13 protein-coding genes are annotated in these 14,427 nt (G+C 44.5%); 11 read left to right on the top strand and 2 right to left on the bottom strand.

Going from position 1 to position 14,427, the window contains the following annotated elements; genetic code table 11:
• The 3 genes from WBS51_RS08645 to WBS51_RS08635 form a co-directional block, all read left to right on the top strand.
• Positions 1–1,320 (top strand): formate--tetrahydrofolate ligase (locus tag WBS51_RS08645; RefSeq protein WP_342694067.1); only part of this gene is annotated, 1,320 nt, incomplete at its 5' end.
• A 35-nt stretch (positions 1,321–1,355) separates the two neighbouring features.
• Complete coding sequence (locus WBS51_RS08640) at positions 1,356–1,985, top strand: cyclodeaminase/cyclohydrolase family protein (protein WP_294461176.1); 630 nt, start codon at positions 1,356–1,358, stop codon at positions 1,983–1,985.
• 34 nt (positions 1,986–2,019) lie between these two features.
• On the top strand, positions 2,020–2,871 hold the full coding sequence (locus tag WBS51_RS08635; RefSeq protein ID WP_173750315.1) for a bifunctional 5,10-methylenetetrahydrofolate dehydrogenase/5,10-methenyltetrahydrofolate cyclohydrolase: 852 nt from the start codon (positions 2,020–2,022) through the stop codon (positions 2,869–2,871).
• Positions 2,872–2,968: 97 nt separating this feature from the next.
• Here the strand turns inward: WBS51_RS08635 and WBS51_RS08630 are convergent, their stop codons facing one another.
• Together WBS51_RS08630 and WBS51_RS08625 are read right to left on the bottom strand one after the other, a co-directional pair.
• Positions 2,969–3,730: a TIGR03915 family putative DNA repair protein gene (locus WBS51_RS08630; protein WP_173750316.1), complete on the bottom strand. Its 762-nt coding sequence runs from the start codon at positions 3,728–3,730 to the stop codon at positions 2,969–2,971.
• A 17-nt stretch (positions 3,731–3,747) separates the two neighbouring features.
• On the bottom strand, positions 3,748–5,253 hold the full coding sequence (locus WBS51_RS08625; protein WP_291683226.1) for a putative DNA modification/repair radical SAM protein: 1,506 nt from the start codon (positions 5,251–5,253) through the stop codon (positions 3,748–3,750).
• Positions 5,254–5,417: 164 nt separating this feature from the next.
• Here WBS51_RS08625 and spoIVA point away from each other — a divergent pair, with 164 nt between their 5' ends.
• The 8 genes from spoIVA (at position 5,418) to cobK (ending at position 14,418) form a co-directional block, all read left to right on the top strand.
• The gene (gene spoIVA, locus WBS51_RS08620) at positions 5,418–6,887 is read left to right on the top strand and encodes a stage IV sporulation protein A (protein WP_291683227.1); all 1,470 of its coding nucleotides are present in this window, start codon (positions 5,418–5,420) and stop codon (positions 6,885–6,887) included.
• 138 nt (positions 6,888–7,025) lie between these two features.
• The gene (locus WBS51_RS08615) at positions 7,026–7,658 is read left to right on the top strand and encodes a DUF3786 domain-containing protein (protein WP_173749625.1); all 633 of its coding nucleotides are present in this window, start codon (positions 7,026–7,028) and stop codon (positions 7,656–7,658) included.
• Positions 7,659–7,908: 250 nt separating this feature from the next.
• Positions 7,909–9,105, top strand: coding sequence for a cobalt-precorrin-5B (C(1))-methyltransferase CbiD (gene cbiD / locus WBS51_RS08610; RefSeq protein ID WP_173749624.1), 1,197 nt, complete (start codon positions 7,909–7,911; stop codon positions 9,103–9,105).
• The gene (gene cobI, locus WBS51_RS08605; RefSeq protein ID WP_173749623.1) at positions 9,102–9,797 is read left to right on the top strand and encodes a precorrin-2 C(20)-methyltransferase; all 696 of its coding nucleotides are present in this window, start codon (positions 9,102–9,104) and stop codon (positions 9,795–9,797) included. The genes cbiD and cobI overlap by 4 nt, the downstream gene beginning before the upstream one ends.
• Positions 9,798–9,801: 4 nt before the next feature.
• A complete protein-coding gene (gene cobM, locus WBS51_RS08600) occupies positions 9,802–10,566 on the top strand; it encodes a precorrin-4 C(11)-methyltransferase (RefSeq protein ID WP_173749622.1) in 765 nt (254 codons plus the stop codon).
• Positions 10,567–10,603: 37 nt separating this feature from the next.
• Complete coding sequence (locus WBS51_RS08595) at positions 10,604–11,722, top strand: cobalt-precorrin 5A hydrolase (RefSeq protein ID WP_173749621.1); 1,119 nt, start codon at positions 10,604–10,606, stop codon at positions 11,720–11,722.
• The gene (gene cobJ / locus WBS51_RS08590) at positions 11,715–12,446 is read left to right on the top strand and encodes a precorrin-3B C(17)-methyltransferase (protein WP_173749620.1); all 732 of its coding nucleotides are present in this window, start codon (positions 11,715–11,717) and stop codon (positions 12,444–12,446) included. Before WBS51_RS08595 ends, cobJ begins: the two co-directional genes overlap by 8 nt.
• Positions 12,439–14,418 (top strand): precorrin-6A reductase, encoded by a 1,980-nt coding sequence (gene cobK, locus WBS51_RS08585; protein ID WP_291683229.1) that lies wholly within the window; start codon positions 12,439–12,441, stop codon positions 14,416–14,418. The genes cobJ and cobK overlap by 8 nt, the downstream gene beginning before the upstream one ends.
• Positions 14,419–14,427: the final 9 nt, after the last annotated feature.

Raw genomic sequence — 14,427 nt, 5'->3', positions numbered from 1 at the left:
ATCAACCTGCACTTTACCGGAGATTTCCATGCAATCGGTGCAGCCAACAACCTTCTGGCAGCTATGCTGGATAACCACATTTATCAGGGAAATGAACTGAACATCGACCCAAGAAAAATCACCTGGAGAAGATGTGTGGATATGAATGACCGTCAGCTTCGTTTCGTAGTAGACGGTATGGGCGGAAAGACCAACGGCATGCCAAGAGAAGACGGCTATGACATCACCGTAGCTTCTGAAATCATGGCAGTTCTGTGTCTGGCCAGAGACATTACAGACTTAAAGGAAAGACTGGGACGTATTATTGTTGGTTATACATACGGAAAAGTTTCCGAACAGAAACCGGTTACGGCTCATGACTTACACGCAGAAGGCGCTATGTGTGCCCTGTTAAAAGATGCTCTGAAGCCAAACCTGGTGCAGACCTTGGAGCATGTACCTGCCATCGTACACGGCGGCCCATTCGCAAACATTGCACACGGCTGCAACTCTGTTATCGCAACCAAGATGGCAATGAAATTAGGTGATTACGCCATTACAGAAGCAGGCTTCGGCGCTGACCTCGGCGCAGAGAAATTCCTGGATATCAAGTGCCGTATGGCAGACCTGCACCCAAGCGCAGTGGTTATCGTAGCAACGGTTCGTGCCCTCAAGTACAACGGCGGCGTGGCAAAAGCAGACTTAAATAACGAAAACCTGGAAGCATTGGAAAAAGGACTTCCGAACCTGTTAAAACATGTAAGCAACATTAAAAATGTATACAAACTGCCATGTGTGGTTGCTATCAATGCATTCCCCACAGATACGAAGGCAGAACTTGACCTGGTAGAACAGAAATGTAAGGAACTGGGCGTAAACGTTGCCCTGTCTGAAGTATGGGCCAAAGGCGGCGAAGGCGGTATTGCTCTTGCAAAAGAAGTTATCCGTCTGGTAGAAGAACCAAACGACTTTACCTTCTCTTATGAACTGGAAGGAAGCATTGAAGATAAATTAAACCAGATTGTACAGAAAGTATACGGCGGAAAGAAAGTTGTCCTGACAGCCAATGCGCAGAAACAGGCAGCACAGTTAGAAGCATTAGGATACGGAAACTGCCCAATCTGTGTGGCTAAGACACAGTACAGCTTAACAGACGACCAGACCAAACTGGGTGCGCCTACAGACTTTGAAGTAACCGTAAGAAACTTAAAGATTTCCGCAGGTGCAGGATTTATCGTAGCATTAACCGGTGAAATCATGACTATGCCGGGTCTGCCGAAAGTGCCGGCTGCTGAAAAGATTGATGTAGACGAGACAGGAAAGATTCACGGCTTGTTCTAAGCAGAAAGAGATACGGTTTTAAGGAGGATACAACAATGGGATTTTCAACAGTGCCATGCAATGAATTCGTAGAAGTCCTGGCTTCTAAAGCCCCGGTTCCCGGCGGCGGCGGCGCTTCTGCCTTAGTAGGAGCAGTAGGAACTGCTCTTGGAAATATGGTAGGAAGCCTTACAGTAGGCAAAAAGAAATATGCAGAGGTAGAAGAAGAAATGTGGGAGTTAAAGAAAAAATGCGATGAACTCCAGAAAGATTTTCTTCGCCTGATTGAGAGAGACGCAGAAGTATTCGAGCCTCTTTCCAAAGCATACGGTATGCCGAGAAATACAGAAGAGGAAAAGGCAGAAAAAGCACGTGTTATGGAAATCGTGTTAAAAGATGCCTGTTCTGTACCTATGGAAATCATGGAAAAATGCTGTGAAGCCATTGAAGTTATTGTAGAGTTCGCAGCAAAGGGTTCTACTTTGGCTATCAGTGATGCAGGGGTAGGCGCTGCTTTCTGTAAAGCTGCTTTAAAAGGAGCCAGCTTAAATGTTTACATCAATACAAAATCCATGGCCGACAGAGCTTATGCGGAAGAATTAAATAAAAAAGCAGACGCTATGCTGGCAAAATATACAAAGATTGCAGATGAAACATTTGAAAGCGTATTATCCAGATTAAAATAATCATAGAAAAAGAACTATTAGGAGGATGCTGGAAATGGCAAAAAGATTACTTGGTAAAGAAGTAACAGCAGCATTAAATGAGAGAATCAAAGCAGATGTTGCTGCACTGGAAGCAAAAGGGGTAAGACCAACTCTGGGAATTATTCGTGTAGGAGAGAATGAAAGCGATATTTCCTATGAAAGAGGAGCAACCAAACGCTGTGAAACTTTAGGTGTTGCATGTGAGAAAATCTTACTTCCGGCTGATGTTACACAGGAGGAACTTCTGGCAACCATTGACAAAGTAAATAAAGATGACAATATTCACGGAGTATTATTATTCCGTCCGCTTCCAAAACATCTGGATCAGTCTGTGATTGAAAATGCTCTGGACCCTGAAAAGGATGTAGACTGTATGACAGACGGCTCTATGTCCGGTGTATTTACCGGAAAGAACGTAGGTTTCCCTCCATGTACACCACAGGCTTGTATGGAAATTCTGGATTATTACGACATTGACTGCACAGGCAAGAAAGCAGTTGTTATCGGACGCAGTCTGGTTGTAGGTAAACCGGCTGCCATGATGCTGATTAAGAAAAATGCAACTGTTACAGTATGTCATACAAGAACCGTGGATATGCCTTCTGTAGTAAAAGAAGCAGATATCGTCATTGTTGCTGCAGGACGTGCAGGTGTAGTAGATGACACTTATTTAAGAGAAGGTCAGGTTGTTATTGATGTGGGTATCAATGTCAATGCAGAAGGAAAACTCTGTGGAGATGTGGATTTTGAAAAGGCAGAACCAATCGTAGAAGCTATCACTCCTGTGCCGGGCGGTGTAGGAAGCGTTACAACTTCTGTACTGGTAGGCCATGTGGTAGAAGCTGCTAAGAGAAAATTTGCATAAAAAGAACCCAGTACAGAAGAGATTCTATATTGGAGGTATGGGCGGAACCTGTTTTGGGTTCCGCCTTTTACAATGTATTTCGGATGAAAGGGCGGAACTATTCTTCTGTAAATTCTGTCATGTTTTTTCGATACCAAAGGGGCAGGAAATTTCTCTGACATTTGGCATTGGCCCGCTCTTTGATAGAGACAGAATCGAAAAACGTTTTCCACAATCTTGTATAAGAATCCTTTTTGTTTCGGACACTTTCCATGTAAGCCAGTTCTTGGGGTGTAATGGGAGTTAAAAAGGCTTCTTGATTTTTAGGGTGCACTACAGCAAGCAGGCGATTCTTATCTGTAATTATCCAGTCTTCTGAGGGCATACGGTCTTCAAAATGAGGAGCCAAGAGCGTCAGCACATGAGATTTCGGTTCAATGACAGAGAATAGAATCTGGTTTTCCAGACGGTCAAAGCGAACAAATTCTCGGAATTTGTGTGTTTCATTATATACACTTCGCTGCAATTCAAAAATGGCCTGTACCTCCGGCTGATGGAGCATATCCAGCACAGCGTTTCCACAGGCAAAGCCCAGCACCAGAAAACGGTAAATTCTGTCCAGCTTTTCCTCATGAGAAGACAGGGAGGCAGCATATACATACTGATACGCCTGAAAAGAGATTTTTTTGTGGATTGAGCGGATAACTTTCTGAACTTTTTCCATTTCCGTATCAATATGGCGGTATTCACAGAACAGTTCCAGGTTGCCCACAGGTTCTGTTTGAAGCCGGATATTGGAGTGTCCCAGCCGGGCTGCCCAAGCGTCATAAATACAGGTCATCATGGATTCAAAATTGTCATAACAGGTAAAAACAACCATGGAAGAGCCTCCTTTTCTTATAATTGACCCCAAAAGGTCTTACAACTGTCTTCTACGGTAGGCGGGACTTCCAGAAAATGGTGGTCAAAGAGGGAAAGCTGTTCATAAGTCTGAGGATGTTCTGCTTCCCAGGCTGTTTTTTTATCTGTGCCGGTCAGTTGGCGGGTAATAAAATCCTCTTCAATAGGAGTTCGATACAGCATTTTTCCCTGGCAGGTGATGAAATATTGTGCCCGCTTTAGAACTACCCCCATTTTCTTTAGCGCAGAAAAATCCAGAGTGCCCTGGCGGCGGGCCTGAACAATTCGCCACGCAGATTTATTGCCGATTCCCGGAACCTTTAACAAGTCGCCATAAGAAGCATGGGAAACTTCTACTGGAAAAATTTCCAGATGACGCAGCGCCCAGTCACACTTGGGGTCAAGCAGGATGTTAAAATTGGGCCTGGCGGGGCTGAGCAAATCCTCAGCATGAAAACCATAATAGCGCAGCAGCCAGTCCGCCTGATAAAGCCGATGTTCCCGAAGCAGAGGAGGGGCTGTGTCCAGAGATGGCAGAGCAGAGTCTTCGTTAAGGGGAATATAGGCAGAGAAAAAGACCCTCTTTAAATCAAATTTCTGATACATCTGCTGGGTTACCTGTAAAAGTTCATAGTCATTTTCAGCGGTGGCTCCGATAATCATCTGTGTGCTCTGTCCAGCAGGTACAAATGGCCGTTTTTTTTGCTTATCTATAGGGACTGACAGAGAACGGGAATTCTGTATCCGGGGTGTAAAAGCAGTTTTTTCCAGAGCCAAGGAGGAAGCACCGGACAAAGTACTGGCAGTATCCGTAAAAATTGTACTGGAGAGATACTGGTTTTGTCCAAAGCGCTCCATAGAAGCAGTTTTGCCCAGGGAAAGCCGGTAATCTATAATTTTCCCCTGTATCTGGGCCATAGGTTTTACAATGGACTGCTGTGTTTTTCCGGGGGCCAGGGTGTGCAGGCTTTTCTCCGTAGGGAGTTCCATATTGATACTCATACGGTCGGCCAGATATCCGGTCTGCTCAATAATTTCCGGAGACGCGCCAGGAACAGCCTTGGCATGGATATAGCCCCTGAAATGGTATTTTGTACGCAGAAGGTACAAAGTCTGATAGATCAGTTCCATGGTATGGGTAGGGTTTTTGATGACTCCGGAACTCAGAAACAGTCCTTCAATATAATTTCTTTTGTAAAATTCCATGGTGATACTGCAGAGTTCCTCCGGGGTAAAGGTGGTGCGCACCTTATCGTTGGAGCGGCGGTTCAGACAGTATTTACAGTCATAGACGCACTCATTAGAGAGCAGGACTTTCAAAAGAGAAATACACCTTCCGTCTGCGGCAAAGCTGTGACAGATACCTGCAGCACAGGAGTTCCCCAGACTGCCTTTTTTCCCTCTCCGGTCAGAACCACTGGAAGTACAGGCAACATCATATTTGGCAGCATCTGATAAAATCTGCAGTTTTTCTTCTAGGGAAAGAGAAAAATTCACTTTCATGTAAACACCTCTTTGTAAAAATGATAAAATAGAATCGAACATATATTCTGATTTTATTATAACAGGTATATAAAAAATGTCAAGAACAAATGTTCGTGAAATTGGGAGGAATTTTTTTGAAAGGTCTGTCATATAATCTAGCAATACGATGAAAGGGGTATTTTATGGATACATATAATATTTACAAGGATATACAGGCTCGTACAAACGGAGAAATTTACATAGGTGTTGTGGGTCCGGTGCGCACGGGGAAATCCACATTTGTGCGAAGATTTATGGAACTGGCTGCACTTCCCAATATGGAGGAAAACCTGAGAAATGAAATTCGTGACCAGCTTCCGCTAAGCGGTTCCGGTAAACTGATTACCACCGTAGAACCTAAATTTATTCCAAAAGAAGCAGCAGCAATCCAAATGGGAGAGGAATTTCAGGCGAAAATACGGTTGATAGACTGTGTGGGATTTTTGGTTCCCAATGCGGCAGGAAACATGGAAGACGGAAAGGAACGTATGGTAAAAACGCCCTGGTACAGTTATGAAATCCCCTTTCACCAGGCGGCAGAGACAGGCACCAGAAAAGTCATCGAAGAACATTCCAACATTGGCCTGGTGGTTACCTGTGACGGCTCTTTTGGGGAAATTCCCCGGGAAAGTTATATCACGGCAGAAGAGAAAACTGTGTCAGAACTAAAGAAAACAGGCAAGCCGTTTTTGATTATTTTAAATTCCCAGAAGCCTTATAAAGAAGAAACATTAGCCCTGGCAGAGGAACTGAAAAAGAAATATCAGGCCGGAGTTGTAAGTGTAAATTGTGAACAGTTGAGAAAAGAAGATGTGTCCAGAATTATGGAAAAACTTCTTTATGAATTCCCCATTGTGCAGATGGAATTTTATGTTCCAAAATGGGTGGAAATGCTGCCCGCTGACCATTATTTAAAGGAAAATCTTCTTGGGTCTATTCAAGAACTTATGAGTCATATGAAGTATGTAAAGGACGCGTCCAAAGACCATTTTGCGGTTGCTTCTGAGTATATCAGAAATATGATTCCGGAGAAGACAGACCTGTCCAGCGGAAGAATCTGTGTACGGGTAGAAATGGATGAAACCTGGTACTATGAGATTCTAAGCGAGATGACAGGCGTGGATATTTCTGATGAATATGAATTGATTCATACCATGCAGGAACTGGCAAAAATGAAAGAGGAATACGTCAAAGTAAAAGGCGCTATTTCCTCGGTTCGCGGTAAGGGATACGGTGTGGTAACTCCGGACAAAGAAGAGATAAAACTGGAAGAACCCGTTGTTATTAAACAGGGCAGTAAGTATGGGGTTAAAATCAAATCCATCAGCCCTTCCATACATATGATTCGCGCCAATATTGAAACAGAAATTGCGCCGATTGTGGGCAGTGAAGAACAGGCAAAAGATTTGATTTCTTATATTAAGGCCAGTGATGAGCGAAAGGAAAGTATCTGGCAGACGAACATTTTCGGCAAATCCATCGGACAGCTGGTGGAGGATGGGATTCACACAAAACTGGTGCAGATTGGAGATGAGAGTCAGGTAAAACTCCAGGACACCATGCAGAAAATCGTCAATGACAGCAAAGGCGGACTGGTGTGTATTATCATTTAAAAACAGAGAACTGCAGCACTGAAAAATGGGGCGTATCCATTGGATAAGCTCCGTTTTTTAGTGCCGCAGCAGCTTTCATAAACCTTTAAGATATGATAAAATAAAGAAAAATATACTTTATGAGGAGGAGAAAAGGCTATGGCAGATTCCAATTATGAGAAAGTTTTCCGACAGTACCAGGAGTGGTTTTTGCAGGACAATCCAAGGGAAACAGCAGACTTTCTGGGGTTGAAAACAGACAGAGAGTATCTCTATATTCCCTTCTTTGGAGAATTGTGTACCATTACCTTGAAAGACGGAAATATTGGAAAAGCAGACGGTTCTGCAGTGCCTGTAGAGGACAGGCTGACCATCATGCAGCACCTGCATTATCATAAAAAAGATGCCAGGGAAAGTACAAAACAGGTTCCTTTCCGTGAAATTAAAGAAGCAGCCGTTTTTGAAAAAGCCTACCAAAAATCAGCTCTGCTGCCTCTTGTACGAAACTTTTCGGGAAAGACGAAAGAACTGCTTCGGGCGGGATTAAGCATAAAAGGAAAACAGGAGCGGTTTGGGGATGTCAGCTTTACGCTGCAGGCTTTCCCTAAAATTTCTCTGACTTATATATTCTGGGATGGGGATGAGGAATTTCCGGCTTCCGCAAACATTCTTTTTGATGACCAGATTGCAAACTGGACACATCCGGAAAGTGTGCCGGTACTGGCCGAAACCGGTACCAGGAAACTGATAGAGGCCGCAGGAGGAGAACGTGGATTTTGGGTAGAAAGATAATGGTTTGCGTTGACTTTTATTGTAGAAAATTATATAATGAATACGGTTATAAATAGAAAAAAAGCTGAACATTTCCATGGAAACAGGAGAATTTCCTGTGCAAGTCCGTTACTGTAAAGCCAGATACATGAAATGTTCAAGGAGTGGAAGCATTCTGCGGCAACCGGATACTTCCAGGAATAATGAATAGAAAAAGCCGTTGTCTTGACAGGACAGCGGTTTTTTTCGGCAGGAATGAAGTGAGGAAACTATGACAGGAACCACGGGACTGGAAGGGTACTACAGTATTAAAAACAATAAAAAAATGCGCTATGGCTATACCACCGGCTCCTGCGCAGCAGGGGCTGCAAAGGCAGCGGCGTTTATGCTTCTTTTAAACAAATACAAAGAAACAGAAAGCCTGATGACGCCCAAAGGAATTCTTCTATCCCTGAAGATTCTGGATATTACCAGGGGAGAAAACTGGGTTTCCTGTGCTGTAGAAAAAGACGCAGGAGATGACCCGGATGTGACCCACGGGCTGAAAATTTTTGCCAAAGTAGAGAAAATTTCCGGGAAAGAAATTATCATCGACGGCGGCGTTGGCGTGGGAAGAGTGACGAAAAAAGGATTGGAACAGCCAGTAGGCAGTGCAGCAATCAATAAAGTTCCCCGTGCCATGATACAGAGGGCTTTGGAAGAAATCTGCAGCCAGGCAGACTACGAAGGCGGTCTTCTGGTAACCATCAGTGTGCCAAAAGGAGAACAGACCGCTGCCAGAACCTTTAATCCCCGGCTTGGGATTGAAGGGGGGATTTCTATACTTGGAACTTCTGGAATTGTTGAACCTATGAGTGAAGCAGCCCTTATCAAAAGCATTGAAGTGGAGATGCGGCAAAAGGTAGAAAACGGAGCCGAATATCTTTTAGTGACCCCGGGAAATTATGGTGTAGCATACATAAAAGAACATATGAATCTGCCTTTTTCAGAGAATATGAAATGCAGCAATTATGTGGGAGAAACTCTGGATATGGCTGTGGATATGGGGGTAAAAGGGATTCTTTTTATCTCTCATATCGGAAAGTTTGTGAAGGTAGCAGCAGGAATTATGAATACCCATTCCCGCTGTGCGGATGGCAGAGCCGAAATACTGGCCGCCAACGCCCTAAGGGCCGGAATTTCCATGGAAGGAGCCAGAGAAATTCTGAATACCATTACCACAGATGAAGGACTTACCGTGATACAAAAAGAAGGGCTTTTAGAGCCGGTTATGGGAGAGTTGATGGATCGAATCAGCTATTATCTGAATCATAGAACCTATGGAAGACTGCAGACAGAAGCGGTATTGTTTTCCAATGAATTCGGATATCTGGGAGAGACAAAAGAAGCCAAAACTCTGGCTGAACTGCTGCGGCGGCAGTATCCCTGCTATACAGAAAAGACAGAAGAAAAGGAGAAAAAAACATGAATGGAAAATTATTGGGACTGGGCGTAGGACCCGGAGACCCGGAATTATTAACCATAAAGGCTCTGCGGATAATACAGGAAAGTGACGTCATTGCTGTTCCCGGAAATGAGGTGCAGGAAAGCGTGGCTTATCAGATTGTAAAAGGTGTATATAAAGAACTGGACAGCAAACCGTTGATTCCCATAGCTATGCCTATGACAAAGGATAAAGCTGTATTGGAAGCAAACCATGAGAAAGCAGCTGATGACATAGAAGCCTGCTTAAAAGAGGGAAAACAGGTTGCATTTCTGACGCTGGGAGATCCTACGGTTTATTCCACCTATATGTACGTCCATAAACGGATTCTAAGCCGGGGATATGAGGTGGAAATTGTCAGCGGAATCACTTCTTTTTGCGCAGTAGCAGCCAGATTAAACAGGAGTCTTGTAGAAATGGCAGAGCCGCTTCATGTGATTCCGGCTACTTATAAAGCAGATGAAATGAATGAGATTCTGGCCCTTCCGGGAACCAAAGTTCTGATGAAAACAGGCAGAAAATTAAAACAGGTAAAAGAGAGTATTTTAAACAGCGGACAGTCTGCGGTTATGATTGAAAACTGCGGAATGGAAACAGAAAAAATATATGAGACTGCAGAGGAAATACCCGATGCGGCAGGTTATTATTCACTGATTATTGTGAAGGAAAAGGGGTGAAAACATGATACATTTTGTGGGTGCAGGAAGTGGAGCTGCAGATTTGATTACACTTAGAGGAAAGAAATTTCTGGAGGAAGCAGATGTGGTCATTTACGCCGGTTCTCTGGTAAATCCTCAGCTTTTGGAATACGCAAAAGAGGGCTGTGCAATTTATAACAGCGCGAAAATGACGCTGGAAGAAGTGCTGGAGGTTATGTTTCAGGCAGAAAAAGAGGAGAAAATGACTGTGCGTCTTCACACAGGAGACCCCTGTCTTTACGGGGCTATTCGGGAGCAGATGGATGTTTTGGATGAAAAAGGAATTTCCTATGATTACTGTCCGGGAGTCAGTTCTTTCTGCGGTGCGGCTTCTGCCCTGGATTTGGAATATACACTTCCCAATGTATCTCAGAGCGTTATCATTACAAGAATGGCTGGAAGGACGCCGGTACCGCCAAAAGAGAGCATCGAATCCTTTGCTGCTCATCAGGCTACCATGGTTGTATTTTTAAGTACGGGTATGCTGGAAGAACTCTCCAGGAGACTGATAGAGGGAGGATACCGTCCGGATACACCGGCTGCTATTGTCTATAAAGCCACCTGGGAGGATGAAAAATCTTTCGTGTGCACGGTGGACACCCTTGCGCAGACAGCCAGGGAAAATCATATTACGAAGACGGCTCTTATGATTATCGGCGATGTGGTGGCCCATCATTCTTATGACCGTTCCAAGCTGTATGACCCGGAATTTACTACAGAATTCAGAGAAGGAAATTCCCCGTTATAAGACACAAAATCTTGCCCAAGAACTATGGAGGTAGATTATGAAAATATCAATTATCAGCTTCAGCCAGTCCGGATACCGGCTGAGTGAAATGCTGTACTGGGTATTAAAAGAACGTTCTTATGAAGTGACATCTTATACGAAAAGCAAGTATACTAAAAAGGTGCTGGATGAGTCCCAGCTGGATGAAGAATCCAGAGATTTCAGAAACGTAAAACAGTTTGCAAAACCGGTGGATGAATCCATCCACGAGTGGACCGGACAGCGTTTTCAGGACAGTGATGCCATTGTGTTTGTGGGGGCCTGCGGCATAGCTGTGCGCAGCATTGCTCCTTTTGTAAAAAGTAAAAAGATGGATCCGGCTGTGGTGGTGGTAGACGAACAGGGACGTTTTTCCATTTCCCTTTTGTCCGGGCATCTGGGAGGAGCCAATGAACTGGCAGAAGAGGTTGGTGAGATTGTGCATGCCCAGCCGGTAGTCACAACGGCTACGGACTTAAATGATAAATTTGCAGTGGATATCTTTGCAAAAAAGAATGGTTGCTATATCTCAGATATGGTGCTGGCAAAAGAAATTTCTGCCGCTGTACTGGCCGGAAAACAGGTGGGATTTGCCAGTGACTTTCCGTGGATTGGGGAACTTCCTGCAGAGCTGAAGCTGTGTGGAGAAGAGGAAGAAGAAAAGCCGGAGCTTGGTATTTGCGTTACCTCTGGCTATTTGGAACATCCTTTTGTACACACTCTTTATTTGATACCCAGGGTGGTTACCACAGGAGTAGGCTGTAAAAAGGAAACCCCAAAGGGAACAGTGGAAAATGTAATCCGCAGAGCCTGTGACGAACTGCTGATTCCTTCTGTGGCTATGGAACAGGTAACCAGCATTGATTTAAAGAAAGAAGAACAGGGGATTTTGGAATACTGTCAGGAACGAAACCTTCCTTTTATTACCTACACGGCCGAGGAACTACAGGAAGTAGAAGGCACATATGCCCAGTCTGATTTTGTAAAAGAGACAACAGGTGTGGATAATGTGTGTGAAAGAGCGGCTCTTCTTGGCAGCAGCAGAGAGGGAAAAGGAAGACTGATACAGAGAAAATATGCACAGGACGGCGTGACTGTAGCCCTTGCGATGAAGAAATGGAGTGTGAATTTTGAATAAATTATATGTGGTAGGTATCGGGCCCGGTGCCTATGAAAAAATGACTATTGAAGCCTCACAGGCTTTGCAGAAAAGTGATGTGATTATTGGATATACCGTGTATGTAGACTTGGTAAGAAACCATTTTCCGGGAAAAGAATTTATGACAACACCGATGAAAAAAGAGGTAGACCGCTGTGTTCTGGCCTTTGAAGAAGCCATGAAAGGAAAGACGGTTTCCATGATTTGCAGCGGAGATGCAGGTGTGTACGGCATGTCCGGTCTGATGTACGAAGTGGGAGTCAAATATCCGGAGGTAGAACTGGAAATTATTCCGGGTGTCACTGCAGCTACAGGGGGAGCGGCTGTTCTTGGAGCGCCGCTGATTCATGATTTCTGCCTGATTAGTTTAAGCGATTTGCTCACTCCATGGGAGAAAATTGAGGCCCGTCTGCTGGGAGCATCCCAGGCGGATTTTGTGATTTGCCTGTACAATCCTTCCAGCAAAAAACGGCACGATTATCTGGAAAAAGCCTGTACATTAATGATGAAGTATAAGTCTCCCGATACTGTTTGCGGAATTGTAGGAAACATTGGACGGGAAGGGGAAAGTATGCAGGTCATGACACTGGAAGAGCTGAAAAATACCGGAGTGGATATGTTTACCACGGTGTTTGTAGGAAACTCCCAGACAAAAGAAATCAATGGAAAAATGGTAACACCGAGAGGCTACAAAAATGTGTAAAGTCATTATTTTTGCCGGGACAACAGAAGGCCGGCAGATAGCAGAATTTCTGAATCGAAGAAAGATTTCCGCGCTCATTTGCGTAGCCACGGAGTATGGAGAGCAGCTTTTGCCCGCTTCCGATACATTAGATGTTTCCCATAACCGCCTTTCAGAGCCGGAGATGGAATCGCTGATGAGGGAAAAGGGCAGTCCTTTGGTATTGGATGCCACCCATCCCTATGCCGCAGAAGTGACAGAAAATATAAGAAAAGCCTGTGAACAAACAGGCTCTCCTTATGTGAGAGTGCTAAGAGAAAATACTGCAGAGAACATGGAAACAGAAAGCCTTTATGCGGGCAGTGTAGAGGAAGCCGTTACACTTCTGGAACATACAAAAGGGAATATTCTGGTGACAACAGGAAGTAAAGAGGCGGAGAAATATACGGCGCTTTCAGATTATAAAAAGCGGGTATTTCTGCGGGTTTTATCCCTTCCCAATGTAGCGCAGCAGTGTGCAGCACTAGGCTTTGAGGGCAGGAATCTTATCTGTATGCAGGGACCGTTTTCTATGGAATTAAATGCAGCTATGCTTCGGCAGCTGGACTGTAAATATCTGGTAACGAAGATGTCGGGCAGCACCGGAGGCTTTCAGGAAAAGATAGAGGCTGCCAGAAGCTGCGGCTGTATACCGGTGATGATTGGCAGACCATTAAAAGAAGAAGGGATTTCTCTTATACAGTGTAAAAGGCTGCTGTGTGAGAGATTTTCGCTTTCCTCTCAGGCAGAAATTACTCTGGTTGGGATTGGAATGGGAAGTGAAAAAAGCCGTACCAGAGAAGCTGCAGAGGCTGTCCGGGGAGCGGATTTGCTGATTGGAGCCAGACGTATGGTGCAGTCCTGTGTCGGAAGAGGACAGGATGTGTATGTGGAATATGACAGTGAAAAGATTGGAAATTATATCCGTCTTCATCCCGAATACGAGAAGATTGCCATTGTCTTATCCGGAGACACCGGATTCTACAGCGGCGCCAGAAAGCTTCTGCAGGTGTTGGGAAATCAGGTAAAAGTGATATGCGGAATTTCTTCTCCGGTATACTTCATGAGCCGTATCCAAAAGACCTGGGACGATACTATACTTACCAGTGTCCATGGAAAACATACAGAACTTGTGGGGCTTATCCGCCGTCACAAAAAGGTATTTTCCATTCTGGGAACCTCAGATGGGATTGCCGAACTGGCAGAAAAGCTAATAGCGTCGGGGCTGAAAAATGTCCGTATGTACACCGGAGAAAGACTGTCCTATGAGGATGAAAAAATCAGACAGGGAGGGCCGGAGGATTTCCTGGGATATGAAGCAGATTCTCTGAGCGTAGTCTATGTGGAAAATTCCGATTATGAAAAACTTCCTGTTACCCATGGCATTTCAGACAGTGCATTTTTGCGGGATAAGGTTCCCATGACAAAGGAAGAAGTGCGTACTGTATCGCTTTCCAAGCTGCGCTTATATGAAGATTCTGTCTGCTATGACATAGGTGCAGGAACTGGTTCGGTGTCTATAGAAATGGCGGTGCGGGCCTTTTCGGGAAAGGTCTACGCCATAGAAAAGAAACCTCTTGCCGTAGAGGTTTTAAAGAAAAACAAAGCAAAATTCGGTGTGGGAAATCTGGAAATTATAGAAGGTCTGGCCCCGGAAGCCATGGAAGATTTGGAACCTTGTACCCATGCGTTTATCGGCGGTTCTTCGGGAAATATGAAGGAGATTATCCGTCTGCTTCTGAAAAAAAATCCTTGTGTGCGGATTGTCATAAACTGCATTGCACTGGAGACACTTTCCGAAGCCTTACAGTGCTTAAAGGAGCTGCCGCTTACGGATACAGAGATTGTACAGATTGCGGCAAGCAAGGCAAAAAGTGTGGCCAGCTACCATATGATGATGGGAGAAAATCCTATTTATATTATTTCCTGTACCGGAATTGGCGCTTCAGAATAAGAGAGGAAA

This window comes from Blautia acetica, assembly GCF_038739805.1.
Taxonomy (GTDB): Bacteria; Bacillota; Clostridia; order Lachnospirales; family Lachnospiraceae; genus Blautia.
Note: the sequence above shows the minus strand (reverse complement) of the source record. Positions and strands in the feature narration are given on the sequence as shown.

What these genes read in the sequence shown, in the direction of transcription:
- WBS51_RS08640 (WP_294461176.1), top strand. Translation starts at nt 1,356, where the DNA reads ATGGGATTTTCAACAGTGCCATGCAATGAATTCGTAGAAGTCCTGGCT.
- WBS51_RS08635 (WP_173750315.1), top strand. Translation starts at nt 2,020, where the DNA reads ATGGCAAAAAGATTACTTGGTAAAGAAGTAACAGCAGCATTAAATGAG.
- WBS51_RS08630 (WP_173750316.1), bottom strand. Translation starts at nt 3,730, where the DNA reads ATGGTTGTTTTTACCTGTTATGACAATTTTGAATCCATGATGACCTGT.
- WBS51_RS08625 (WP_291683226.1), bottom strand. Translation starts at nt 5,253, where the DNA reads ATGAAAGTGAATTTTTCTCTTTCCCTAGAAGAAAAACTGCAGATTTTA.
- spoIVA (WP_291683227.1), top strand. Translation starts at nt 5,418, where the DNA reads ATGGATACATATAATATTTACAAGGATATACAGGCTCGTACAAACGGA.
- WBS51_RS08615 (WP_173749625.1), top strand. Translation starts at nt 7,026, where the DNA reads ATGGCAGATTCCAATTATGAGAAAGTTTTCCGACAGTACCAGGAGTGG.
- cbiD (WP_173749624.1), top strand. Translation starts at nt 7,909, where the DNA reads ATGACAGGAACCACGGGACTGGAAGGGTACTACAGTATTAAAAACAAT.
- cobI (WP_173749623.1), top strand. Translation starts at nt 9,102, where the DNA reads ATGAATGGAAAATTATTGGGACTGGGCGTAGGACCCGGAGACCCGGAA.
- cobM (WP_173749622.1), top strand. Translation starts at nt 9,802, where the DNA reads ATGATACATTTTGTGGGTGCAGGAAGTGGAGCTGCAGATTTGATTACA.
- WBS51_RS08595 (WP_173749621.1), top strand. Translation starts at nt 10,604, where the DNA reads ATGAAAATATCAATTATCAGCTTCAGCCAGTCCGGATACCGGCTGAGT.
- cobK (WP_291683229.1), top strand. Translation starts at nt 12,439, where the DNA reads ATGTGTAAAGTCATTATTTTTGCCGGGACAACAGAAGGCCGGCAGATA.